We start from the raw sequence: 22,096 nt of genomic DNA on the forward strand, positions 1-22,096 counted from the left end.
TGTGAAATTTATCGATTAATCCAAATGATATAAGTCTGCGTGGTGCCGTCAAGCCAGTGAGTAAGATTTAAAACAGTGAAAACAACAGCGCCACCGGGAAACTCATCGGCCATGTGGCCCCCACCAGAAAGGCGCTTAAGAAACGGATGCGTTTCTTATCGTGAGAAAGAAACCAGGTGATAAGAAATGCGATTGCTGCCATAACCGCATAAAAAACAAGCATATGTTGATAGAGAAACATGTACGGGCGTCCAGCCATATGAATAAAACGCGCGCAAATATGCGCCATTTTTTGACGTGCATCAAGTTTTTTCACCAGTTTGAGAAAAAATCATCAAACAGCAACTTGCCCTTATCCATCTTCAGAATGAGTATTATTGCGGATTTTCTTAACCCGTACTATACACATAGGGGCAATGATAAAAGGTGGCAAAAATGAATGTTTCCAGTAGAACTGTAGTACTGATAAATGTCTTTGCTGCTGTTGGTTTGTTTACTCTTATCTCTATGAGATTTGGCTGGTTTATTTGATGTAGTGATTTTGCACGCAGCACGTACTGTCAGAGAAATCAACTCTCTGACAGTACGCAAGATCTTCTCATACTCTCCAAGTTTGCAACATTATCCTTAATATTTACTTCTTTTTGCTGGCATCTACATTGAAATGAGTAGAAAACATCCCCCTACTGTCGTCTATACAAACAGCTTACTGATTCAAACGGAATCTTGTTTTCACATTTTTCTATCACGAATACTTTATACGCGCGGGAGTCTATAAATGCTTTATACTTTCAAGGAATAACGTAAATATAAAAAGATGGCGTAAAGTATATGCATGGCAGGATGTTTGCAACCTCCTTGATGACGCTGCCCCATTGAAATTGCAAACCCCGCCCTGGTTATCTTGCCCATTTATCATGCAAAACAGATAATTATAGGCCTCTGAATACCTCAGAAAGATTGAATTTTTTATAGTCCCTCTCTTGAATATTTCCATTTGATATCAATCGATTCATCTCTTCAACAAAATAATTTATATCATCACACTTATTATTATCCGGAAGATCTGAGTAGTTATAATTCCACCATTTTATTCTCAACAGTTCATCAATAACATTTGAATCAAACCTAAATCTGATTATTTTTGCAGGAACTCCTGCAACTATGGCATATGGGGGCACATCTTTGGTAACAACGGAATTGGCAGCAATAACAGCACCATCACCTATTGCGATGCCACCTTTCAATACAACATCATTTCCTATCCAGACATCATTTCCTATAATCGGATTTTCAGGTTTGGTAATGAATGGTTTCAATGTCCAGCTACGTTCAAATTCACTCATAGCAAACTTATCAAATTCACCGTTATAAGTCATCATGTGAGTAGTAAAACGATTCAAAGGATGATTTCCACCCATTATTTTTACATTTGATGCAATACTACAAAATCGACCTATACGTATATTCCCTGAAAAATGGCAGGTCGGAAATGAAAAAGCGCCGACACTGGAGAAATTTTTCACAGGCATTGTTGAATATTCTTCAGCAATAACATTATCTTCAATTGTTATCTTGTCACCTTTTGAGAAAAGAAATAAATTCCTTTCTTTATACGACTTCTTCCCCTTATGATTTAAAAAGATTTTATTATCCATACAAAACTCAAAGTGTTTTTTCGTCCATCTGAAGGTAAGGGTTTTATTTTTATCTTCCGTGAATTTGTACAATTGAACTTTCATTGTTAATACTTCTACTTATAAAGTATTAGTTTAATAACGATACTCTAAAGCCTTATGCTAATCAACTGTGACAGGATGAAAAATCGCCATCAAACATTTAGCCTAATTTTTACGCCAGTTATTAATGTAATCATTCTAATACTTAACCGCCATTAAACTCAGAACCTAAAACGATAGTGGCCGTCCTATAACAGCCACTAACATCTAACTTAATGTTTAACCATGACGTGGCGGACGACGGTGTAATCCTCCAGCCCATAAAGTGACATATCCTTGCCGTAACCAGAAAGTTTCTGCCCACCGTGCGGCATTTCACTTACCAGCATGAAATGGGTATTGACCCAGGTACAACCATATTGCAGCCGTGCGCTGACGCGATGCGCCCTGCCCACATCTTTCGTCCATACCGAAGATGCAAGTCCGTACTGGCTGTCATTCGCCCAGTTCACCACCTGTTCTTCGTTGTCGAAGGGCGTAACACTCACTACTGGACCAAATACCTCTTTTTGCACGATGGCATCGTCCTGTAATGCGCCAGCCAGCAGCGTCGGCGCATAGTAATAGCCATTACCCTTGCGCTTTTCACCGCCAGTGATCACTTTGATGTGCCCTGTCGCTTTCGCCTCTTCTACTGCCTTGCTGACGCGTTCGAGATGCGCCAGCGAGCTTAAAGGTCCAAGCTCCGTAGACTCGTCATCCGGCGCACCAGATTTTAACGTTGCCACCGCAGCACCCAGTTTTTCCACCAGCGTATCGTAAATGCCTTTTTGCGCGTAGATCCGACAAGCCGCAGTACAATCCTGTCCAGCATTGTAATAGCCAAATGTACGTACACCTTCGACCACTGCTTCAATATCCGCATCATCAAAAACAATCACTGGCGCTTTGCCACCAAGTTCCATATGAGTACGCTTAATGGACGACGCGGTATGGCTGATGATGTGCTCGCCGGTGGCGATAGAGCCCGTCAGCGACACCATCCGCACTTTGGGATGACCGGTCAGCGGATCACCCACCGTTTTGCCTCTGCCAAACAGTATGTTAATCACGCCTGCCGGGAAGATATCTTTCGCCAGCTCTGCCAACTTCAACGCGGTCAGCGGGGTAATTTCTGATGGTTTAAGCACTACGCAGTTCCCTGCCGCCAGCGCCGGAGCAAGTTTCCACGCGGCCATCATCAGCGGATAATTCCACGGTGCGATAGAAGCCACGACCCCCAACGGATCGCGACGGATCATCGAAGTATGACCTTCAAGATATTCACCTGCCGCCAGACCATTCAGACAGCGCGCCGCACCCGCGAAAAAGCGAAAAACATCGACAATCGCCGGGATTTCATCATTGAACGCACTATGCAGCGGTTTGCCACAATTACGGGATTCCAGTTCGGCAAAAACCTGACCATTTTCTTCGATAACATCCGCCAGTTTCAGCAGGCATTCCGCACGCGCTTTCGGTGTGGTTTGCCCCCATTCAGCAAATGCTGCATCTGCCGCACGCACAGCAGCATCGACCTGCTCTGCGGATACCTCGGCAATCTCCAGTAAAACGTCCCCCGTTGCCGGATTATAGACAGGCTGTTTTTCCCCTTCGCCGCTAACCCGTTCTCCGTTAATCAGTAACTTATGTTGCATAGCTTATTCCTGTATCAGTGGTTATTGACCATTGTCGCCTTCGCGGGTTAGCCACCAGGCCCCCAGGATCGGCAAGGTTGTTACCAACATAACCAGCAGTGCCACCACGTTGGTTACCGGTACATCACGCGGTCGCCCAAGCTGATTGAGCAACCACAACGGTAACGTTCGTTCATGACCTGCCGTAAAGGTCGTAACGATGATTTCATCGAACGACAAGGCAAACGCCAGCATTCCTCCTGCCAGTAACGCCGAACTGAGATTCGGCAACACTACGTAGCGGAAGGTTTGCCAGCCATTGGCCCCAAGATCCATTGACGCCTCAACCAGACTCCACGAGGTGCGGCGAAAACGGGCGATGACATTGTTAAACACCACCACTACGCAAAAAGTCGCATGACCGACCACGATGGTGAAAAATCCCGGCTCCAGATTGATGGTTTTAAAGGCGGTTAATAGCGCCAGACCAGTGACAATGCCCGGCAGCGCAATGGGCAGCAGCAATAACAGCGAAATGGCGTTTTTGCCGAAAAAGTCTCGTCTCCACAGCGCGGCAGCTGCCAGCGTCCCTAACACCAGCGCAATTAATGTCGCCAGCGCCGCCACTTTAAGTGACAGCGTCACGGCATCAAGAATATCACTACGCTGTGCTGCCACGCTAAACCAGCGCAGCGTCAGGCCCTGCGGTGGAAAACTAAACGCCGCATCTTCAGTGTTAAACGCATAGGCGGCGATTATCAGGATGGGAAAATGTAGGAAAACAACGCCGCCCCAGGCCGCCAGTTTGAGGAAAAACGGTGCGCGTTCAGAGTGCATCGAACGCTCCCAGACGTTTCACGAACGCCAGGTACAGTGCGATGAGAATAATCGGCACCAGGGTGAATGCCGCCGCCATCGGCATATTGCCAATCGCCCCCTGCTGGGAATAAACCATATTGCCGATAAAATATCCTGGAGGACCAACCAGCTGCGGGACGATAAAATCGCCCAGTGTGAGTGAGAAGGTAAAGATAGAGCCAGCGGCAATACCCGGGATTGCCAGCGGCAGCACCACATAGCGAAAGGTTTGTCGTGGACGTGCGCCGAGATCAGCCGACGCCTGCAACAATGACGGCGGCAAACGCTCAAGCGCCGCCTGAACGGGCAGGATCATCGAGTAGGCAGCCTGACGGCTGCGGCTTGTCATGGTCTGCAATTACCGTTATAAAAACAGGCAATGTCATTGTCTTTCAGGTGGTTATATGGCCCGTTCAGCTAAACCCCGTAAACGTAAACCCGCCTCTCAAAGTTCCTGAGTCGTGACCCGTTCGAATGCGTGCTGTGTGGCGGCCGGATGGTATACCGCCGGGCCATTGCGGGGCTGAATGTGGAGGGGCTGAAGAAAAACGCGCGGGATATCAGTCTGCTGAGGTATATGCCGGCCTGACACAGGCTAAGTGTGCCCGGGAATCGGTGCAAGTATAAAAAACAGCCTGTTGCGGTATAAGAATCGACCATGCAGAGAGAGAAAACACCGGAGTGGAGGGAAAAGCAGAAAAGCTCACGTGGCATAAGGCGTGGACAGCGGTATCGTCTGGTTTTTCAATTTCCTATACGTGTACTGCCCGGAGTGTGGCACGGTTCACTGGCCGGACGGAGTCGCCCCGCCCTTCTGATGCTCCCCCGTTTTGCCGATATTTTTCAGCAGGGAAACCGCTGGCTTAACTGGCTGGAGAAACAACCGGAAGGGGCAGTCCGTCCGGTGGTAATTGAATCAGTGACAAAAATCATGGCCTGCGGGACCACACTGATGGGCTACACGCAGTGGTGTTGTTCATCACCGGACTGTTGCCATACAAAAAAGGTCTGCTTCCGGTGTAAAAGCCGCTCCTGCCCGCACTGCGGGGTGAAGGCTGGCGCACAGTGGATACAGTATCTGCTGAGCCTGGTCCCCTACTGCCCGTGGCAGCATATTGTGTTCACACTTCCCTGCCAGTACTGGTCCCTGGTGTTCCACAACCGGTGGTTACTGGCAGAGATGAGCCGCATTGCAGCGGATGTGATACTGGAAATCTGCCATCAGGCAGATGTGGAGCCGGGGATATTCACGGTGATCCACACATGGGGGCGTGACCAGCAGTGGCATCCGCATATCCATTTATCGACAACTGCCGGTGGTGTGACGTCGGGCCACACCTGGAAAAATCTTCATTTTTACGCCCGTAAGGTGATGAGCATGTGGCGCTACCGGATAACACGGTTGCTGTCACGGAAATACCCTGACCTGGTGATGCCGGATGCGCTGGCAGCAGAAGGAAGCAGTAAACGGGAATGGAATCGCTTCCTGGACACGCATTACCGCCGTGGCTGGAATGTCAACGTATCCCGGGTAATGGATAATGCCACCCATGTGGCGGTGTACTTTGGCTCTTACCTGAAAAAGCCACCGGTGCCGATGAGTCGTCTGGAGCATTATGCCGGTCAGGATGAAATCGGTCTGCGTTACAACAGTCACCGAACAAAACGGGAAGAATACCTGTTGATGAGTGGAGATGAGTTCATGGAAAGGTTCTCCTGGCATGTGGCGGATAAGGGGTTCCGTATGGTGAGGTACTACGGTTTTTTGAGTCCGGCGAAACGGCGGTTACTGGAAGAAGTGGTGTACATCATAACGGAGACAGTGAGAAAAACGGCGATGCAAATCACCTGGAGAGGGATGTATCAGAGGTTACTGAAGGTTGACCCGCTGAAGTGCGTGCTGTGCGGGAGTCAGATGCGTTTTACGGGGCTGAAGCGGGGCTACCGTCTGGCAGAGCAGGTCCTGATGCATGAGCCGCTGGCCCGGATGCGGTGGTGCGGCTGAGAGCCGCAGAGGGGAAGTTGCGTCCATTTTGAGGGAAACGGAGCAAAAAACCGCCATTCATACCCTGAATCAATCAGAGCCATCCAGTTTAATCGTCGGTTCCGTTCATATGGAGCAAAAGTGGTGTTGAAGAAACATCCGTTTTGTGGTGTTTTTTTAATCTTTTTGGGGTTTTAATTCCTATCGATGAACGGTTTAAACCTGATTTTGCCCGGACATTGCGCCCCGGCTGGCTGACCGTACCCGCTGCTGACTTTGACATGTTGCTGACCTTCAAATCCTCAATGACTATCATTGCGTGGTTTTTGCTGACGGCCGTTGTGACTTTGTGAAGGTAGTCCCTGCGGATATTTGCGATACAGGAATGCAGTCGCTGTATTTTGCGTTTCTGCTTCTGCCAGTTGTTGCTGAATTTGACCTTGCGGCTTAACTGTCGCTGAAGTCTCGCCAGCGTCTTCTGGTTTTTCTGAAAACTGTTTACAGGCTCAAAGACTGTGCCATCTGACAGCGTGGCGAGTTTAGCCACGCCAGCATCCAGCCCGACCATTGATGCTGAAGGGTGAGCCGGAGTGGATACTTCACTTTCTGTCTGAATACTGATGTACCACGTACCGCAGGACTGGCTGACAGTGACATTTTTCACAACACCCGTGACCTGACGGCTATTCCGGTAGCGCATCCAGCCCAGTTTCGGCAGAAAAATACGGCTGTTTTCCTGATCGAGCTTAACGCCCTGCGGGTAGCGGAATGCATCATTCTGTCACCACTTTTTGAATCGGGGAAAAGCAGCCCGCTTCCGGAAGAAGTTTTTGTAAGCCCGCTCAAGGTCTTTCAGTGACTGTTGCAATGGCTGTGAGGGAGAATCTTTAAGCCATTGCGTTTCAGTGGCATTTTTCCACTCAACCAGCCAGGAAGCCATTTTCCCGTAAGGGATGTATTTATTACCGGCCTCATGATTCTCATTCTGACGTGCCAGAGCACGATTGAAAACGAAACGACATGCGCCTGCGAAGCGCCTCATTTCACACTCCTGTTGACCACCTGGTCTTAACTGGAATTTAAATGCCTGTAATCGTTTCACAGGTCAAATGATACTTTGGTCTGTGAAAAAAGAAACCGATATCCGGCGTGGAAGGCATTGTGTTTTCCTGATGCATGTTCACCTAGTCTTTGTCACCAGATACCGACGCCAGATTTTTGACCATGACGCGACAGAAAAACTACGCACTTACTTTTCAAATGTATGTGCTTATTTTGAAGCTGAACTGGTTGAAATGGATGGCGAACCAGATCACGTCCATTTGTTAATTAACTAACCTCCCAAACTGGCGATATCCAGTCTGGTAAACAGCCTCAAAGGCGTATCGGGTAGGTTACTGCGACGAGATCGACCAGATATTGCAGTCAGGTATTACTACAAAGGCGTTTTGTGGAGTCCTGGCTATTTTGCCAGTAGCTGCGGAGGTGCGCCAATATCCGTCATCCGCCAATACATTGAACAACAGCAAACACCTGGTCAGGTGGAAAACCGCGCCTTATATCCCCGCCCTGAAGGATGGGGTTTTACGGCGCACCGGATAAAAAGCGCCATCTAACGATGGCGCGTCTGGAACTACTTTTTGTTAACGTCAAACATGGTGGCCTCGGTTGGCCATGTTCATCAATAACTTGTTTAATATTTTCGAAAGCCATTGGCGTACTTTCGTTATTCAGGTCTTGACCTTCGCCCTGACGAACGACTTTGATAACCGGTTTATTAGTCGCTGCATCAATCAGCTCACGTTCAAAATAGAGGCGAGTATCCATGGTACGGTGGCCTGTAGCCATTTGGTCCCCGCAACCACTAATGCAACAGGAACCACTTCATAGAATTGCAGCCCTTCTTTGCTGGTATCTACACCGGTAATGGCCCCACGGAAAATCAGACTACGCGGCCCAGCGGTGGTAACCACTGGTTTACGCTGCGCTATCGCTTCTTTCATTTCGGTGTTGGTATAGTTCAAAATTTTATCCAGAACTTTCTGCCCTACCTGGGTAGAAGGTTTTGGTACCGGATAATAAGTGATTGGGTTCCAGACGATGCTGTCATATTTGCTTTGATCAAAACTCGGGTCTACCCAACGTAAAACAGGTTTACCTGTTGCTGAGGTTGTTTCTTTTAAATCAGAGTAATTGTTATATTTATCTGGCTGGGTGATTTTAGAGGCACAACCAGACAGAGCCAACAAGCCGCATAAAGCTGCAACTTTCGCAAATGATGTGGTACGCATGAATAGTTTCCTGAGATGATTATATTACTTTCTAAGTTATAGCAAAAAGCGCCGCTTCGTGTTGTGGCAAAAAAAGTGTTGGTGAAAATAAATTTTTCAGCCCCTTTTCAGACGACATAGTCAATGCCGAAAAAGGGGCTAAGTCAATCATCAGTAGTTAAATTTCAGTAAGTTAAGCTGCTAAAAAACTTCGACTACTGTGATTAATTTCACATCCCTTCGATAAAAAATATGCTTACCGAAAAGAAGAACAGTAAATCATCTCAGCGTGGGGAATTTTCACGCGTTTTGTGCTTACCGGGTCATTTTTTACGTGCCAGCATCGTGGCGAAACGCAGTTTAATACGATTACCGTTGGCGTCGGTGCGGTGCAGCTCGCCGACGTCTTCATTGTATTTCACCCTCTCCCAGCCTTCGTAATATCGACGTAATTCTCCCTCTTTGAAGGCAAACGTGAAGCCGACGGTACATGGATAATCAGCGGTATCCATCGCCGCCACAATCAGGTTGTAACCACCAGGTTTAGTGCAACGTTGCATATTGGCAATCAACCCTGGGATGGTTTTAGCCTCAAGGAACATCAGCACCACAGTCGAAAGAATAAAATCGTACTGTCCATCAAATGTGAGGTTATTCAGATCAACGACCCGGGTGTGTAAATTATCCAGATTTTCAATGGATTTAATGCGCTCGACGTTGGCGATACTCATGGCATTTTTATCCCATGCGTCAACATCATAACCATTGGCTGCCAGGTAAAGACTGTTACGACCATTGCCACAGCCCAGATCCAGCGTTTTACCCGGTTTAACCACTTTCACCGCTTCCAGTACTTCAGAGTGTGTGCGGGTTAATTCATATTTATCAGTAAAATAGTTTTCGTCACGAATGTTCATTCTTTGTCCTCTGCTTTCATTAAAACGGCGCGCTCGGTTCTGACTAACAATTTTCCCTGCATCAGAAGCGCAAAAGTACGGATGAGCAGTATTGCAATAATAAAATTGGTAAAGATAAACAGCGGCACCGCCAGCGTATGGAAAAATCCATTATCGCTGCCACTCCCCAGATGCAAACCGGTGGTTGCCAGTGCAGATACGCCGAACGAGAAACTCCAGAATGAAGCATTAAATGGCTGGGAGAGATACCATGGCATCAGACGTAGCATAAACAGCAGTTGCAGCAGTCCATAACCGAAAAGCATTTTCGCCAGCGTGTCACCCTCGCCGCCGTTGACGCTCAGCCAGGCACTACAGGCCACCAGCGCAGGAGCGAGCTGAATGCCGAGTGATGTCCGCAGTGCCGTGGGTAATTCTCCCGAACTGCGCAGACGCTGCAAGATCACCGGTTCAAGGCTTAGCCATGAGAAAACGCCTGCGCCTAAAAACACCAGACCGGCGTCGGTGTAGCCCAACGCACCACAGGCCATTGCGCTGATAAAGTTGTTGGCAACTGTCGGCAGATACAGTCCAGGCGTGGTAGCTTCTTCAGGGTGAGATCCGCGCCATAATCCCGCAGTTTGCCAGGCGGCATAAGCCAACTGAACCACGACACCAAAACTGAACATGCACACCGCCAGTGGGCGAAACCACGGAACAAAACCAATCGCCACCAGCATCGTCGTTGCCGGAAACAAACTCACAAAACTGCTCAGCACTGGATGGCGAACTTCCGCCAGCACGCTATGCGGAAAGCGTATGAGTCGGGTAATAAATGCGCTAGTCAATAATCCCCAGATGATCATCGCCAGAATCACCAGCCCATCCCCTAACCAGTGGCTGACCTGCCAAACCTGGCTGGCATAGCGCCAGGCAAATCCCATCCCTATCGTCCCCAACACAATACCAAAGTAGCCTGCCGGCAAATTGAGCACTTTATCGCTCTGCATCTTCTTACTCATTTTGTTTAATTTATAAAGTATATTTGAAATGCATTTTATGGAATTTTCTCGAGCATAGCCAGAGCCGCAGAATTTGCTACGGTTATAGTAAGTCACCTGTGGGAAAACGCTATGCGCAAATATCGCCTAAGTGAAGAACAGCGAGCCTTTAGTTATCAGGAAGATGGCACTAAAAAAAGTGTGTTATTACGGCAGATTATCGCCATTAGCGATTTTAACGATGTGATAGCAGGAACCGCTGGCGGCTGGATCGATCGCGAAACGGTGTTAGCACAGGAAGGAAATTGCTGGATTTACGACCAGAATGCTATTGCGTTCGGCGGAACGGTGATTTCCGGTAATACGCGTATCACCGGCACCAGCGTGCTGTGGGGAGAGGTTTACGCAACGGATAACGTCTGGATCGATAATAGTGAAATCAGCCAGGGTGCATATATAAGTGACAGTGTCACCATTCATGACTCATTAGTTTACGTGCAATGTAGAATATTTGGTCACGCCTTAATTGATCAACATTCTATGATCGTCGCCGCACAAGGCTTAACGCCCGACCATCAACTCCTGCTCCAAATTTATGATCGCGCAAGGGTTAGCGCCTCGCGTATTGTCCACCAGGCACAAATTTATGGCGATGCCGTCGTCCGGTATGCTTTTATTGAACATCGCGCCGAAGTTTTTGATTTTGCCAGTGTTGAAGGTAATGAAGAGAACAACGTCTGGCTATGCGATTGCGCTAAAGTCTACGGTCACGCGCAGGTGAAAGCTGGCATAGAAGAAGATGCCATTCCGACGATTCATTACAGTTCGCAGGTGGCGGAATATGCCATTGTGGAAGGTAATTGTGTGTTAAAACATCATGTCTTGATTGGCGGAAATGCCGTGGTACGTGGTGGACCGATTCTGCTCGACGAGCACGTTGTAATACAAGGTGAGAGCCGTATTACAGGTGCGGTGATAATTGAAAACCATGTGGAGTTAACCGACCACGCCGTCGTTGAAGCCTTTGATGGCGACACGGTTCATGTCCGTGGTCCAAAAGTCATTAACGGCGAGGAGCGCATTACGCGAACGCCGCTGGCAGGGTTATTATGAATCGATAATACGCGCGTATAAGTTCACATCATCATAGGCATCATTCAGGAACTCAGCCTGTTTCAGGCAACCTTCAAGGATAAAACCATTGCGCAAAGCGACCTGGTTGCTTTGCGGATTGTCCACCCGACATTTGATCACGAAGCGTCTAAGTTCACCAGACTGAGCGTAATGATGAATCAATGTCTGCAGCGCCTGAGAAATGATCCCCTGCCCCTGATGAGATTCGTCCAGCCAGTAGCCGATTTCAGCAGTTTTATTCAGTGGTTCAATACGATTAAACGAGATAACGCCGATAAGTTCATCTTCTTTGAAAATCATGAACATTTTGGCATAGCCGCGTTGATGCAACATCACATTACCCTGCACCGTTTTTCGCGTGTCCTCTTCACTCTGAACGAACTGCGGCCAGTTTAGCGACTGCTGTAACCAGGTTTTATTTTTACAGATTAACTGATAAAGAGGTGTGACGTGACTTTCCGCAACAGCATGTAATTCAAGTGATTCGCTTACTTTTATCGTTTCAGTCATCTTATCTCCAGTCAATCCATGCTGTTGTTAAAAAAGCCGCCTGGCTGGCGGCTTAGGAAAGTTTACACCTCTTTGACGCTCTCCTGCTGCAGGATTTTGAGCATCTCATCTTTTAACTGTAGCTTTTGTTTTTTCATGCGGACCACTTCCGCATTGTACCCTCGACCGTCGGAACCTTCCTTTCTGGCAATTTCATGATCAAGTTTATTGTGTTTATCGAACAAGGACATAAAGCGAGGATTTTCGTTTTTCAGACGGGATATTAAATCTCGGTATTCTGGAAACATACGCACTCCCTGTTAGTGGCTGACACGGTGTATCTGAAATACACACCATCAGATTACTCATTTAACTTAGGGAAAAATGCGAGCGGGATCGTGTTTAACCAGACGGCACCTCCCGAAGAAGGTGCCGAAGAAAAAACGATTAACTCATCACGCGGTCGTCAACATACTGACGTTTATCCGGCGCTGGCGGGAAATACTGATACAGCCATGTTTCACTGATAGCGTCCCCCTGACAACGTAGATACATCCGCATATCGACCGGATCAGTGGAGTCCGAAGTCGGATACCAGTCAAACTGAATACGATAACCATCGATGGGTTCAATATAGAGAATTTCGATTTGCTTCGCTTCCCCACTGGAAAGCGTAATCACCGGCTCAATGCCTTTTGGCGCGGCAGCTTTCAGATCACCACCAACGAAATCGACGGCAAAACGACGCGCCCATTTTTCGGGATAGTGTTCACCTGGCGCCCAACCTTCCGGGAAACCGCCCATGCCGGTACGCGTCGCCATAACGCGCGCTAATGGGCAATGAACAGGCGGTTGCGCACTCCAGTACAGACGATACTGGAATGCAAACTCATCACCTGCTTTTACAGCTTTTTCTGGCTGCCAGAAGCAGACAATGTTATCCAGCGTTTCGCCCGTTGTTGGGATTTCCATCAGGCCGATGGTGCCCTTACCCCACTTGTTACGCGGTTCCACCCACAGACTTGGGCGTTTGTTATACCAGCCCATAATGTCCTGATAATGGGAGAAGTCACGATCCAGTTGCAATAAACCAAACCCTTTCGGGTTGTTGTCGGTGTAAGCATTGAACTGCAATTTTTGCGGATTATTCAGCGGACGGCAAATCCACTCGCCGTTGCCCCGCCACATGGACAGACGATCAGAGTCATGAATTTGCGGATGAATTGTATCGCACATCCGACGTTCATTAGTACCGCAGCTGAACATACTGGTCATCGGCGAAATGCCCAGCTGTTTAATGTCTTTGCGCGCATACAGGTGATTTTCCACATCCATAATCACCTGACTTTTCTCACAATGGATAGTGAACTTATAGGCACCAGTAATGCTGGCGCTATCGAGCAACGCATAAACGGTAAAGGTAGTTGCCCCCGGTTTTACCGTATCAAACCAGAAGGCGGTAAAGTCGGGGAACTCTTCTTTACTGTCGGTGTAAGTGTCGATCGCCAGGCCGCGGGCCGACAAACCGTATTGATATGTATCATCAACGGCGCGGAAATAACTCGCGCCGAGAAATGATACTACATCACGGCGCGCCAGTTCGGGGGCTTTAAACACGCGAAAACCGGCAAAGCCGAGATCGCTTTGCCCTTCTAATTGTTTGGTATCAACACCTGCATCGTTGTATTTGAACAACTCCGGGCGAAAGTGAATTTCACGCGCCAGATGTGTTGCTGGATCTACAGAAAACATACGAACGCGGCGACGGAATCCCATTCCCATATGGAAGAACTGAGCGTCCAGTTGACGGTTCTCAACGTTATGCCAGAGCGATTTTTCGGCGTCGTATTGAATACTGTTATAAGCCTGCGGCGTCATTGTCGCCAGCGTGTCAGGTAACGGACGAGGCGCACCACGCCACGCTGTTTGCGCTAAGTCGTGCGCCATTGACTGTAGAATGGAGAAGTCAAAACGCTGGGTTTGCCCGTCGGCAATATCAGAATCTGCCGCGAATGCTGCCTGAGAAAAAAGAGAAGCAATGCCGCTGGTACCGCACACGGCGGCCATAGCCATTGAACCTTTAATAAATCGTCTACGATCCATACCTGAAAGTGAGTCCTTCTGGTGTTGTGAATGGTCCCGCGCTGGTCGTTTTCAGCGGCAAGAAAGTGCTTATTTATGACCGCTCACTCTAGACAATATTTATTAATAATCCAATTGTTGAACTGAGAGAATATGCATAAATCGGCATTTTTTTTATGTCGATGGGATGAGCCTGATTCGTTTGTAAAATCAGGCAAATTTTTGCAAAGGCGGATGGTCAGAATTTAAAGCAAACCACAGCGACGTTTACTGCGTTCTTCCGCTTCCTGGTAAAGCTGGAACTCATCCAAAACCGGACAACCCAACGCCTGCTCAAATGCTTCGCGACTGGCATTACCGTGACTGCGTGTCTGCGTTTCATTACCCAGATTTGACTGGAAGATCCCCGCCGCGCTAACGGGCAAGAAATCTTCATAGGTGATGGGTTGCGCCACTACCCAACCACGTTCAATTAAGGGCTGTGGATCGTCTCCAGGATGAATCGCCTGACGATGCGCCTCACCCGAAGGCGTCAGACGGTACCGGAACCATGCCAACCCTTGCTGACGCATTAAAAACTCACTGTCAGGAAAAGTGCGGAAGGTTTCCTGTAAATGCATTTGGTGAGTGAGATTATCCTGCCCGGTTCCAGCGTTACGCAGAAGATCATCATACAGTTGTCGCCCTTTCGGCGTTAATGCCACGCCACGCTGCTCAATTTCACCAAAGCGCGCGGTATGCGTGCCCTGTTTCTGCCCCGCAAACAACACCGTCTCTTCCAGTGCTTTAAAGCTGGTCTGGCGTAGTAAAATCGGTACCTCGCGGCGCGGCGGCCCCTCGATGAGAATTTTGGGTTCAATTCCGCATTCAGGCATCATCGACTGCACCCGGTCAATATCCAGCGTACGTGGCGTCAGGTGGTTGATATGGCATCCAGGAAAACAGACCACATCAGCAATCAACCGATGTTCGTTGTGCAAGGCGCGATAGGTTTCTTCATCTACCGTTGCTAACTGGTGCCAGCGAAACGTTTCCAGGGCTTCCTGCACAAACTCCTGTGCCTGTGTTTCGTTAAAACCGCCCTGCTGCTCATATTCCTCTAACAGTTGTCGACAACGTGGGGTGAAGATATCGCGCTGACGCAGAATCTCCGCCGCTTTCTGGCGCAAAATTTCGTTCTCGATAAGCTCAAGGCGGAGTAAGGATGTAAAAACGCGGAAGGGATTACGCGCCAGAGAAGCATCATCAATGGGCCGAAATGCTGTCGAATGTACCGGCACCCCTGCCTGCGAGAGATCGTAATAGCTCACCGGGTACATCCCCATAATGGCAAACATCCGCCGAAGAGTAGCAAGCTCTTGTGCAGTCCCAACGCGAATCGCCCCATGACGTTCAACATTCAGTCGCGCCAGCTCGTCTGCATTTACCATTTTTTCGTGCAGTTGAGGATTGTTTTCCAGCACAGCCAGATTCACATCAGCTACCAGTTCCAGCAGCGTGCCATATTGCGGAACTTCTTGCTGGTACATGGCTGACATTGCCTGCGAAAACTGTTCCCGAATCTCATCCGCCGTGATGCTGTTCGCCATAGTGTCTGCCTCCAGTGGTCAGTAATCTGGAGTGTAGGTAACCGCATTCACTCTGGCGGGAAGAATTTACAAACTGTGATCTCGCCGCGAAAACATCAATATTATCCATTTTGCTGTAACATAATTGCTTTAATTGTTAATAATATTTTGCAATCAAGTTATCATAATCAAACAACTTCACTTGTCAGCGACACCGCTTCGTTTTTAACATCGCTTATGGAAAAAAATAGTCTGTTTAGTCAGCGCATCCGTTTGCGCCACCTTCATACATTCGTAGCTGTCGCACAACAAGGAACTTTGGGGCGCGCAGCTGAAACCCTTAATTTGAGTCAACCTGCGCTCTCTAATACATTGAATGAACTGGAGCAGCTGACGGGCGCTCGCTTGTTTGAGCGTGGTCGTCAGGGGGCGCAACTTACCTTACCCGGCGAACAATTTTTAACGCATGCAGTCAGAGTTCTTGACGCCATCAACACTGCCGGACAGTCGCTTCATCGTAAAGAAGGTCTTAATAATGATGTCGTCAGGGTTGGTGCACTACCTACTGCGGCACTGGGGATATTACCTTCGGTTATAGGTCAGTTTCATCAGCAACAAAAAGAGACGACCTTGCAAGTTGCGACAATGAGTAACCCTATGATTCTGGCGGGTTTAAAAACCGGGGAAATCGATATCGGCATTGGTCGGATGTCAGATCCTGAACTGATGACCGGGCTTAATTACGAACTGCTGTTTCTTGAATCGTTGAAGCTGGTTGTCCGCCCTAATCACCCGCTACTTCAGGAGAACGTAACGCTAAGCCGGGTGCTGGAATGGCCGGTCGTTGTATCACCAGAAGGCACTGCGCCACGCCAGCATTCAGATGCATTAGTGCAGAGCCAGGGCTGTAAAATTCCTTCGGGTTGTATCGAAACGCTGTCTACTTCGCTATCTCGTCAACTTACCGTTGAATACGATTACGTGTGGTTTGTCCCTTCTGGCGCTGTAAAAGACGACCTGCGTCATGCCACGCTGGTGGCCCTGCCTGTTCCGGGACATGGTGCAGGCGAACCGATTGGAATACTGACCCGCGTAGATGCGACGTTCTCTTCTGGTTGCCAGTTGATGATTAACGCTATTCGAAAATCAATGCCGTTCTGAAAGGTGAAGGGATCTGTCGATCCCTCCTTGAACATTTTCACACCGTAGCGAAACTAACTGGTTCACCCGCTCCGCGAGGTTCTGCCGACACAGAATGTTTGTTCAGACGGAATACGTTCACCGCCTCAGTTAATCGTGCAGCCTGTTCTTCAAGGGACACCGCCGCTGCTGAGGCCTCTTCTACCAGAGAAGCATTCTGTTGCGTCACCTTATCCATTTCAGAAATCGCCTGGCTAACCTGAGTTATGCCTCTACTTTGTTCATCCGAGGCGGCGGCGATTTCCTGCATGATATGTGTGACACTCGCGACGGCATCAACAATAGTGCTCATGGTTTTCCCTGCCGTTGCCACCTCATCCGACCCCAGGTCAATTAACCTGACTGATTCACTGATCAAGCCTTCAATCTCTTTCGCTGCCTGAGCGCTGCGGCTTGCGAGTGTCCGTACTTCGCTGGCGACAACGGCAAATCCACGCCCTTGCTCACCCGCTCGCGCGGCTTCAACGGCAGCATTCAGTGCCAGAATATTCGTCTGGAAAGCAATACTGTTGATGACGGCGGTGATCTCAGAAATTTTCTTCGAACTCGTGGAGATAGCGCCCATCGTTTTTACTACACCGGAAACCGTCTGCCCGCCATCGCTGGCTTTAATAGAAGCCTCTTGCGCCAGTTTGCTGGCATGATGCGCGTTATCCGCATTCTGTTTCACCGTCGCAGTGAGTTGCTCCATGCTGGCGGCAGTTTGTTCGATAGCCGCCGCTTGTTCTTCGGTGCGAGATGACAGGTCCGCATTGCCAGCTGAAATTTCGCTGGTGCCACGATAAATCTCTTCCGCGCCCTGTCGAACAGTCCCTACTGTCATCCCCAGTGAATGCTGCATTTGCTGTAAATGACGACTTAAGCGACCGATTTCATTACGACCCGCCGGTTCATCATTCATCGTCAGATCGCCACTGGCGATTTTTTCAATCCGTTGTGCGGCATGTTGCAGTGGACGAATGACGATCCGACGTAGCACCATAAATGTTATCAGCGTCATGACCAGGGCAAGCACAAACGCGCCAATCATGAACATCCCACCCAGGCGGGTGCGCTGATGGGCCAGTTCCGCCAGTTGGTTGGCTCTGGTGCTACGTATCTTAACGGCTTTGTTCAAAATATCGGTATAAGCATTATCCAGCGGTCGGATCTGCTCACTTTCATGATTGATAATCGCTTCAAACATGCCATTTTTGGCATATTTCAACATAGGTTGCATACCCGTGATATAAGCCTGAAAGCGTTGATTTAATTCAGTGTCGAAGGCTTCATCAGCAGGTGTTTTCACCGGTCGATTCTGATAAGCACGATAACCTTGCTGCGACTGTTTAATCTCCGATTCGGCTTGCGCAATATTTCGCTTCATTGCTTCCATTTCCGCAATACGACTCGCAGCCCCGGCCTGAATCATATTGATCCGGGCTGAACGCAAAAAATCTGAACTGTTCGCTAACCCGGTCCGAATCTCAATCTCCGCAGTAACATCACGCTGATCGCGATCGGCCTGCCAGAGGAAATAGCCAGCCAGAGCAGAACTTAATGCGAATAGAACTAAGATACCGCCAAGAATGCAGGCAAATAACGGAACCAGCCTGATGTGATGCAAAAAACCTAATCGCTGTGAGGGAGTTGTATTCATTACCGTTGTCTCTCGTCCAGGTTTACTCCTGATAGAAAGTCATCGGCACTTGACGGTAATTACTTATGACCAAAAACCTCTTTGCGTCACATTTTTACAACAATTATTGCAGAGAAAATTAATGCTATTGGAATGAAGAGAGTAACGAATGGCTAAACTGGCTAACCCGAATGACGAAAAATTCTGGAAAACAGCACGCAATTTCGTGAAGTGATTATTTTCGTCCCTAAGGAAACCTCATAGGATGCCTGCGGGTGCCTGAGACTTTCTGTTTTCAGGCTAACCGGGAATCAGAAAGACGAAGGCCCCGACCGATATTTCTATCAACTGTACTGCACCCATTTTGTTGGACGATGAAATGGAATAGCCCCTAATATGTCAAAGCCAAAATACCCTTTTGAAAAGCGCCTTGAAGTCGTGAATCACTACTTCACTACTGATGATGGTTACAGGATCATCTCGGCACGTTTTGGTGTCCCCCGAACCCAGGTCAGGACATGGGTTGCCCTCTATGAAAAACATGGAGAAAAAGGTTTAATTCCCAAACCTAAAGGCGTTAGTGCTGATCCAGAGTTGCGTATTAAGGTCGTGAAAGCTGTGATCGAGCAGCACATGTCCCTTAATCAGGCTGCTGCTCACTTTATGCTTGCTGGTAGTGGTTCTGTAGCCAGGTGGCTGAAGGTCTATGAAGAGCGCGGAGAAGCTGGTTTACGCGCGCTCAAGATTGGCACCAAAAGAAACATTGCAATATCAGTTGATCCAGAAAAAGCGGCATCAGCATTGAAGCTGTCAAAAGACCGACGCATTGAGGTGAGGTGTACTGGCAATAGCGGACACTACCATTTGTTCTTTTTTTAAGCAGCCATCTGATGATATTTTTCCCTGAAGGCTGCCGGGGAGATATTCCCCAGACGAGAGTGACGACGCTGACGATTGTAGAAAATCTCAATGTATTCCCGTATTACTGAGATGGCTTCATCCCGGTTATTAAAACGATAGTGGCTCAGGCTCTCATTTTTCAGCGTTCCCCAGAAGCTTTCCATCGGAGCGTTGTCGTAACAGTTACCTTTACGCGACATTGATGTTTTCAGACCAGACTGCTCCTGTATGACCCGGTAATCGTATGCGCAGTACTGTGAACCTCGATCAGAGTGGTGGATTAGCCCGGCAGGTGGGCGCTGGCTCCTGAGCGCCATAAACAGGGCTTTACCTGTCAGCTCTTTTGTCATGCGCTCTCCCATGGCGTAGCCGACAATTTCGCACGTATAAACATCTTTGATGCCAGCGAGGTACAACCATCCCTCCTGTGTGGCAACATACGTCAGGTCCGCCACCCAGACCTGATTTGGTGCTGTAGGAGCGAACGTCTGGTTCAGCAGATTTGGCGCAACTGGCAGATTGTGGTTCGGGTTCGTAGTCGCTCTGAACTTGCGTTTCTGCTTACAGCGTAGCCTCAGCTCCTTACGAAGACGTGCCAGTCGGTCACGACCAACGATGATGCCATTCTCTGCCAGCTCCGTCTGGAGCCGCCGGGTTCCATATGTTTCGCGAGTGCGGATATGTGCCACCTTAATCTCCAGCTTTAGCCGCTCATCACTTTGTTTTCTGTCTGAGGGTTCATGCTGTACCCAGTTGTAATAACCGCTCCTGGATACACCAAATACCTGACACATCGCTTCAATGGGAAATTGTTGTCGCCATTGTTCGATTAACGCGTATTTTTCAGCGACTCCTGTGCAAAATACGCTGTTGCTTTTTTTAATATATCTCGCTCAAGGCGAGCTTCATTTAACGCCTTACGCAGTTGCAGAATTTCAGATTCCAGTTCAGCCACCGTGCGGGAACCAGGAGTACCGAGCCCTTTTCTGGCGGCGGTAACCCATTGTCCTAAAGTGCCTTCAGGAAGGGATAATCGGGAAGCGCCTTCACTGATCGAAAGTTGATTTTCAAGAACCGTTCTGACAGCTTCGGCTTTGAACTCTTTAGAGTAACGTTGGGTTTTTCTGCTCATTATTAGCTCCTTCTGATGCCATTCTATTTCAGGAAGGAGTGTCCGTTAAACTCAGGCTACCTCAAAAAACTAGTATTAAGACTATCACTTAAATAAGTGATACTGGTTGTCTGGAGATTCAGGGGGCCAGTCTAATGAGTTCAGTAATATAAGCGAACTGAAGGATGCTGTTACGGAATATATTGAATACTACAACAGCAGAAGAATTAGCCTGAAATTAAAAGGTCTGACTCCAAATGAATATCGGAATCAGACCTATATGCCTCGTGTTTAACTGTCCAACTTTTTGGGGTCAGTACAAACCGAGGCCAACGAATGAACCAAGCAATTCAGATTGTTAGCCTCTTACCCGCCATCCGGCAAGGAGAAAGGCTATGAAGCGCAACCCTCTGGTGGTGTGTCTGCTCATTATCTGCATTACGATTCTGGCATTCACACTCCTGACCCGACAAACGCTCTACGAACTGCGGTTCCGGGACGGTGATAAGGAGGTTGCTGCGCTCATGGCCTGCACGTCCAGGTAAGGGCAAGCGCGGGGATTTTCCCCGCGCATCTGACTAGCAGATTCATTTTCTCATGGCACCCCTTTTACACTTCAGTTAGTGCATGTTTTTTTCGATGCACTAATAGAACCATCATTACAGACAAATTTGCCGCCTGCCGTACAGTGTGAGATCCCCCCTTTCGAACCAGAACAGGGTTTGCGCCCGGCATCGGCATAAAAGGAAACAAGCGTTCCCATAAACAAAATAAGTGCCAGTTTTTTCATATAACCTCCATGGTTTATCGAATCTTATGTGCGATTTGAACGTTATACGCTGGTTTATTTTGATACCGTTGATGAGATCAAAGATCGGGTGAATTGATTAAAAATAAGCCAGATGGACGTATGGGCAAGGATTATGGTTTTATTTGTCATACAAATAAATATAATAGGCGCTTCCGATGTAGACCCGTATTCTTCGCCTGTACCACGGGTCGGTTTTAGTACAGGCGTTTTCTTTAAATATCCTTCAGGAACGTTTACGCGGCATCATGCGTAGAAGTGTGTTGTCCTTCCAGAAATAGTGGTGTGCCAGTGCAGCCGCAGCGTGCAACCCGATGACAAAATATCCCAGATTCGCCAGCGTCTCATGCCACGACTTTAAGCTATCAACCCGTTCGAAATTGGCCTCTGAAGCGTAAGGCATCGTCAAACCAAACGCAAACCACGGGTTGCCCCGGTTATACATCATCACCAAACCAATCACTGGCAGCGCAATAAACAGGAGATAAATCACCAAATGTCCCAAATGCGCCAGTCCCGTCATCATCGGTTTCGGCTTAGGTATAATCGGCGGGGTTGGGTATTTCAGTCTTAACAAAAGACGAACCACCATCAGCACGAGAATTGAGATGCCACAGGAAACATGAATCATGTTGATGAGCGGCCGATCGCTACGTGGGAAGAAACCACGAAACTCCATTGCGCAATACGCTGCGATAACCAGCAAAAAGACCAGCCAGTGAATGCTGATTTGTAACCTTGAGTATTTATTTTCCATAACATTTCCTGCTTTAACATAATTTTCCGTTAACATAACGGGCTTTTCTCAAAATTTCATTAAAT

Annotated in this window: 20 protein-coding genes, 4 pseudogenes and 8 other annotated features; of the genes and pseudogenes, 6 read left to right on the top strand and 18 right to left on the bottom strand. The window is 48.3% G+C overall.

The window, feature by feature from the left end:
• Positions 1-67: 67 nt before the first annotated feature.
• The 5 genes and pseudogenes from SF1772 to SF1776 all read right to left on the bottom strand — a co-directional run bounded on the left by SF1772 (position 68) and on the right by SF1776 (position 4,529).
• Positions 68-316 carry a hypothetical protein gene (locus SF1772; RefSeq protein ID NP_707636.1) on the bottom strand — a complete coding sequence of 83 codons (249 nt, stop codon included), beginning with the start codon at positions 314-316 and terminating at the stop codon, positions 68-70.
• Positions 317-932: 616 nt separating this feature from the next.
• Positions 933-1,742, bottom strand: a complete 810-nt coding sequence (locus SF1773; RefSeq protein ID NP_707637.1) for an acetyltransferase — start codon at positions 1,740-1,742, stop codon at positions 933-935.
• A gap of 209 nt (positions 1,743-1,951) precedes the next feature.
• On the bottom strand, positions 1,952-3,376 hold the full coding sequence (locus tag SF1774) for a gamma-aminobutyraldehyde dehydrogenase (RefSeq protein ID NP_707638.1): 1,425 nt from the start codon (positions 3,374-3,376) through the stop codon (positions 1,952-1,954).
• A gap of 21 nt (positions 3,377-3,397) precedes the next feature.
• On the bottom strand, positions 3,398-4,192 hold the full coding sequence (locus SF1775; protein ID NP_707639.1) for an ABC transporter permease: 795 nt from the start codon (positions 4,190-4,192) through the stop codon (positions 3,398-3,400).
• Positions 4,182-4,529: a sequence feature (Similar to Escherichia coli K12 transport system permease gi: 1787713 (314 aa). BLAST with identity of 100% in 115 aa. This CDS has been truncated. The sequence has been checked and is believed to be correct.), on the bottom strand. (Overlaps the previous gene by 11 nt.)
• A pseudogene (locus tag SF1776) lies at positions 4,182-4,529 on the bottom strand. (Overlaps the previous feature by 348 nt.) Before SF1776 ends, SF1775 begins: the two are co-directional and overlap by 11 nt.
• Positions 4,530-4,655, top strand: a mobile genetic element (partial).
• A gap of 7 nt (positions 4,656-4,662) precedes the next feature.
• Positions 4,663-4,973, top strand: a mobile genetic element (partial).
• Here SF1776 and SF1777 point away from each other — a divergent pair.
• A complete protein-coding gene (locus SF1777; protein NP_707640.1) occupies positions 4,872-6,218 on the top strand; it encodes an insertion sequence IS91 transposase in 1,347 nt (448 codons plus the stop codon). (Overlaps the previous feature by 102 nt.)
• Positions 4,973-6,406: a mobile genetic element (partial), on the top strand. It overlaps the preceding gene by 1,246 nt.
• Positions 6,407-7,299, bottom strand: a sequence feature (Similar to Escherichia coli K12 virulence protein gi: 1787702 (403 aa). BLAST with identity of 98% in 297 aa. This CDS has been truncated. The sequence has been checked and is believed to be correct.).
• Here SF1777 and SF1778 read toward each other — a convergent pair.
• A pseudogene (locus tag SF1778) lies at positions 6,407-7,299 on the bottom strand. It overlaps the preceding feature by 893 nt.
• Before the next feature lie 7 nt (positions 7,300-7,306).
• Here SF1778 and SF1778a point away from each other — a divergent pair.
• Positions 7,307-7,813, top strand: a pseudogene (locus SF1778a).
• Here the strand turns inward: SF1778a and SF1779 are convergent.
• The 3 genes and pseudogenes from SF1779 to tehA form a co-directional block, all read right to left on the bottom strand.
• Positions 7,782-8,488, bottom strand: a pseudogene (locus SF1779). The pseudogenes SF1778a and SF1779 overlap by 32 nt on opposite strands.
• A 302-nt stretch (positions 8,489-8,790) precedes the next feature.
• Positions 8,791-9,384, bottom strand: coding sequence for a tellurite resistance protein TehB (gene tehB, locus SF1780; RefSeq protein NP_707642.1), 594 nt, complete (start codon positions 9,382-9,384; stop codon positions 8,791-8,793).
• Positions 9,381-10,373 (bottom strand): potassium-tellurite ethidium and proflavin transporter, encoded by a 993-nt coding sequence (gene tehA / locus SF1781; RefSeq protein ID NP_707643.2) that lies wholly within the window; start codon positions 10,371-10,373, stop codon positions 9,381-9,383. The genes tehB and tehA overlap by 4 nt, the downstream gene beginning before the upstream one ends.
• Positions 10,374-10,496: 123 nt before the next feature.
• Between tehA and SF1782 the strand changes: the two genes are divergently transcribed.
• Positions 10,497-11,477, top strand: a complete 981-nt coding sequence (locus SF1782) for a hypothetical protein (RefSeq protein ID NP_707644.1) — start codon at positions 10,497-10,499, stop codon at positions 11,475-11,477.
• On the opposite strand, the gene rimL is transcribed toward SF1782, so the two are convergent.
• The 4 genes from rimL to SF1787 all read right to left on the bottom strand — a co-directional run bounded on the left by rimL (position 11,472) and on the right by SF1787 (position 15,658).
• A complete protein-coding gene (rimL, locus tag SF1783) occupies positions 11,472-12,008 on the bottom strand; it encodes a ribosomal-protein-L7/L12-serine acetyltransferase (RefSeq protein ID NP_707645.2) in 537 nt (178 codons plus the stop codon). The two genes, SF1782 and rimL, sit on opposite strands and share 6 nt — an antisense overlap.
• 62 nt (positions 12,009-12,070) lie before the next feature.
• The gene (gene ydcH / locus SF1784; RefSeq protein NP_707646.2) at positions 12,071-12,238 is read right to left on the bottom strand and encodes a hypothetical protein; all 168 of its coding nucleotides are present in this window, start codon (positions 12,236-12,238) and stop codon (positions 12,071-12,073) included.
• A gap of 196 nt (positions 12,239-12,434) precedes the next feature.
• Positions 12,435-14,090 carry a glucan biosynthesis protein D gene (gene mdoD, locus SF1786; RefSeq protein NP_707648.1) on the bottom strand — a complete coding sequence of 552 codons (1,656 nt, stop codon included), beginning with the start codon at positions 14,088-14,090 and terminating at the stop codon, positions 12,435-12,437.
• Positions 14,091-14,314: 224 nt separating this feature from the next.
• Positions 14,315-15,658, bottom strand: coding sequence for a hypothetical protein (locus SF1787; protein NP_707649.1), 1,344 nt, complete (start codon positions 15,656-15,658; stop codon positions 14,315-14,317).
• 75 nt (positions 15,659-15,733) lie between these two features.
• On the opposite strand from SF1787, the gene SF1788 reads away from it, so the two are divergent.
• Positions 15,734-16,798, top strand: a complete 1,065-nt coding sequence (locus SF1788; RefSeq protein NP_707650.1) for a LysR family transcriptional regulator — start codon at positions 15,734-15,736, stop codon at positions 16,796-16,798.
• 37 nt (positions 16,799-16,835) lie between these two features.
• Here the strand turns inward: SF1788 and trg are convergent, their stop codons facing one another.
• Positions 16,836-18,476 (bottom strand): methyl-accepting chemotaxis protein III, encoded by a 1,641-nt coding sequence (gene trg, locus SF1789; protein NP_707651.1) that lies wholly within the window; start codon positions 18,474-18,476, stop codon positions 16,836-16,838.
• A 328-nt stretch (positions 18,477-18,804) separates the two neighbouring features.
• Positions 18,805-19,287 (top strand) — a mobile genetic element (partial).
• Between trg and SF1790 the strand changes: the two genes are divergently transcribed.
• A complete protein-coding gene (locus SF1790; protein NP_707652.1) occupies positions 18,852-19,334 on the top strand; it encodes an insertion element IS150 protein in 483 nt (160 codons plus the stop codon). (Overlaps the previous feature by 436 nt.)
• Positions 19,288-20,551 (bottom strand) — a mobile genetic element. Its footprint overlaps the gene before it by 47 nt.
• On the opposite strand, the gene SF1791 is transcribed toward SF1790, so the two are convergent.
• Positions 19,331-20,149 (bottom strand): insertion sequence element IS600 protein, encoded by an 819-nt coding sequence (locus tag SF1791; RefSeq protein NP_707653.1) that lies wholly within the window; start codon positions 20,147-20,149, stop codon positions 19,331-19,333. Its footprint overlaps the feature before it by 819 nt. The genes SF1790 and SF1791 overlap by 4 nt on opposite strands.
• Positions 20,185-20,487 carry an insertion sequence element IS600 transposase gene (locus tag SF1792; RefSeq protein ID YP_008439253.1) on the bottom strand — a complete coding sequence of 101 codons (303 nt, stop codon included), beginning with the start codon at positions 20,485-20,487 and terminating at the stop codon, positions 20,185-20,187. Its footprint lies within the feature at positions 19,288-20,551.
• 70 nt (positions 20,552-20,621) lie before the next feature.
• Positions 20,622-20,787 (top strand) — a mobile genetic element (partial).
• A 74-nt stretch (positions 20,788-20,861) separates the two neighbouring features.
• On the opposite strand from SF1792, the gene SF1792a reads away from it, so the two are divergent.
• Positions 20,862-21,011 carry a protein HokB gene (locus SF1792a; protein YP_008439254.1) on the top strand — a complete coding sequence of 50 codons (150 nt, stop codon included), beginning with the start codon at positions 20,862-20,864 and terminating at the stop codon, positions 21,009-21,011.
• 71 nt (positions 21,012-21,082) lie between these two features.
• Here SF1792a and ydcA read toward each other — a convergent pair whose 3' ends face one another.
• Together ydcA and cybB are read right to left on the bottom strand one after the other, a co-directional pair.
• On the bottom strand, positions 21,083-21,256 hold the full coding sequence (gene ydcA, locus SF1793; protein ID NP_707655.1) for a hypothetical protein: 174 nt from the start codon (positions 21,254-21,256) through the stop codon (positions 21,083-21,085).
• 244 nt (positions 21,257-21,500) lie between these two features.
• Entirely contained in the window at positions 21,501-22,067 is a 567-nt protein-coding gene (cybB, locus tag SF1794; RefSeq protein NP_707656.3) for a cytochrome b(561), read from the bottom strand.
• Between the last annotated feature and the right edge of the window lie 29 nt (positions 22,068-22,096).

It is taken from the genome of Shigella flexneri 2a str. 301, assembly GCF_000006925.2.
In the GTDB taxonomy this organism is placed as follows: domain Bacteria; phylum Pseudomonadota; class Gammaproteobacteria; order Enterobacterales; family Enterobacteriaceae; genus ECMA0423.

What these genes read in the sequence shown, in the direction of transcription:
- SF1775 (NP_707639.1), bottom strand. Translation starts at nt 4,192, where the DNA reads ATGCACTCTGAACGCGCACCGTTTTTCCTCAAACTGGCGGCCTGGGGC.
- cybB (NP_707656.3), bottom strand. Translation starts at nt 22,067, where the DNA reads ATGTTAACGGAAAATTATGTTAAAGCAGGAAATGTTATGGAAAATAAA.
- SF1777 (NP_707640.1), top strand. Translation starts at nt 4,872, where the DNA reads ATGCAGAGAGAGAAAACACCGGAGTGGAGGGAAAAGCAGAAAAGCTCA.
- ydcH (NP_707646.2), bottom strand. Translation starts at nt 12,238, where the DNA reads ATGTCCTTGTTCGATAAACACAATAAACTTGATCATGAAATTGCCAGA.
- SF1792 (YP_008439253.1), bottom strand. Translation starts at nt 20,487, where the DNA reads ATGAGCAGAAAAACCCAACGTTACTCTAAAGAGTTCAAAGCCGAAGCT.
- rimL (NP_707645.2), bottom strand. Translation starts at nt 12,008, where the DNA reads ATGACTGAAACGATAAAAGTAAGCGAATCACTTGAATTACATGCTGTT.
- SF1791 (NP_707653.1), bottom strand. Translation starts at nt 20,149, where the DNA reads ATGTGTCAGGTATTTGGTGTATCCAGGAGCGGTTATTACAACTGGGTA.
- tehB (NP_707642.1), bottom strand. Translation starts at nt 9,384, where the DNA reads ATGAACATTCGTGACGAAAACTATTTTACTGATAAATATGAATTAACC.
- SF1773 (NP_707637.1), bottom strand. Translation starts at nt 1,742, where the DNA reads ATGAAAGTTCAATTGTACAAATTCACGGAAGATAAAAATAAAACCCTT.
- tehA (NP_707643.2), bottom strand. Translation starts at nt 10,373, where the DNA reads ATGCAGAGCGATAAAGTGCTCAATTTGCCGGCAGGCTACTTTGGTATT.
- ydcA (NP_707655.1), bottom strand. Translation starts at nt 21,256, where the DNA reads ATGAAAAAACTGGCACTTATTTTGTTTATGGGAACGCTTGTTTCCTTT.
- trg (NP_707651.1), bottom strand. Translation starts at nt 18,476, where the DNA reads ATGAATACAACTCCCTCACAGCGATTAGGTTTTTTGCATCACATCAGG.
- mdoD (NP_707648.1), bottom strand. Translation starts at nt 14,090, where the DNA reads ATGGATCGTAGACGATTTATTAAAGGTTCAATGGCTATGGCCGCCGTG.
- SF1792a (YP_008439254.1), top strand. Translation starts at nt 20,862, where the DNA reads ATGAAGCGCAACCCTCTGGTGGTGTGTCTGCTCATTATCTGCATTACG.
- SF1782 (NP_707644.1), top strand. Translation starts at nt 10,497, where the DNA reads ATGCGCAAATATCGCCTAAGTGAAGAACAGCGAGCCTTTAGTTATCAG.
- SF1790 (NP_707652.1), top strand. Translation starts at nt 18,852, where the DNA reads ATGTCAAAGCCAAAATACCCTTTTGAAAAGCGCCTTGAAGTCGTGAAT.
- SF1787 (NP_707649.1), bottom strand. Translation starts at nt 15,658, where the DNA reads ATGGCGAACAGCATCACGGCGGATGAGATTCGGGAACAGTTTTCGCAG.
- SF1774 (NP_707638.1), bottom strand. Translation starts at nt 3,376, where the DNA reads ATGCAACATAAGTTACTGATTAACGGAGAACGGGTTAGCGGCGAAGGG.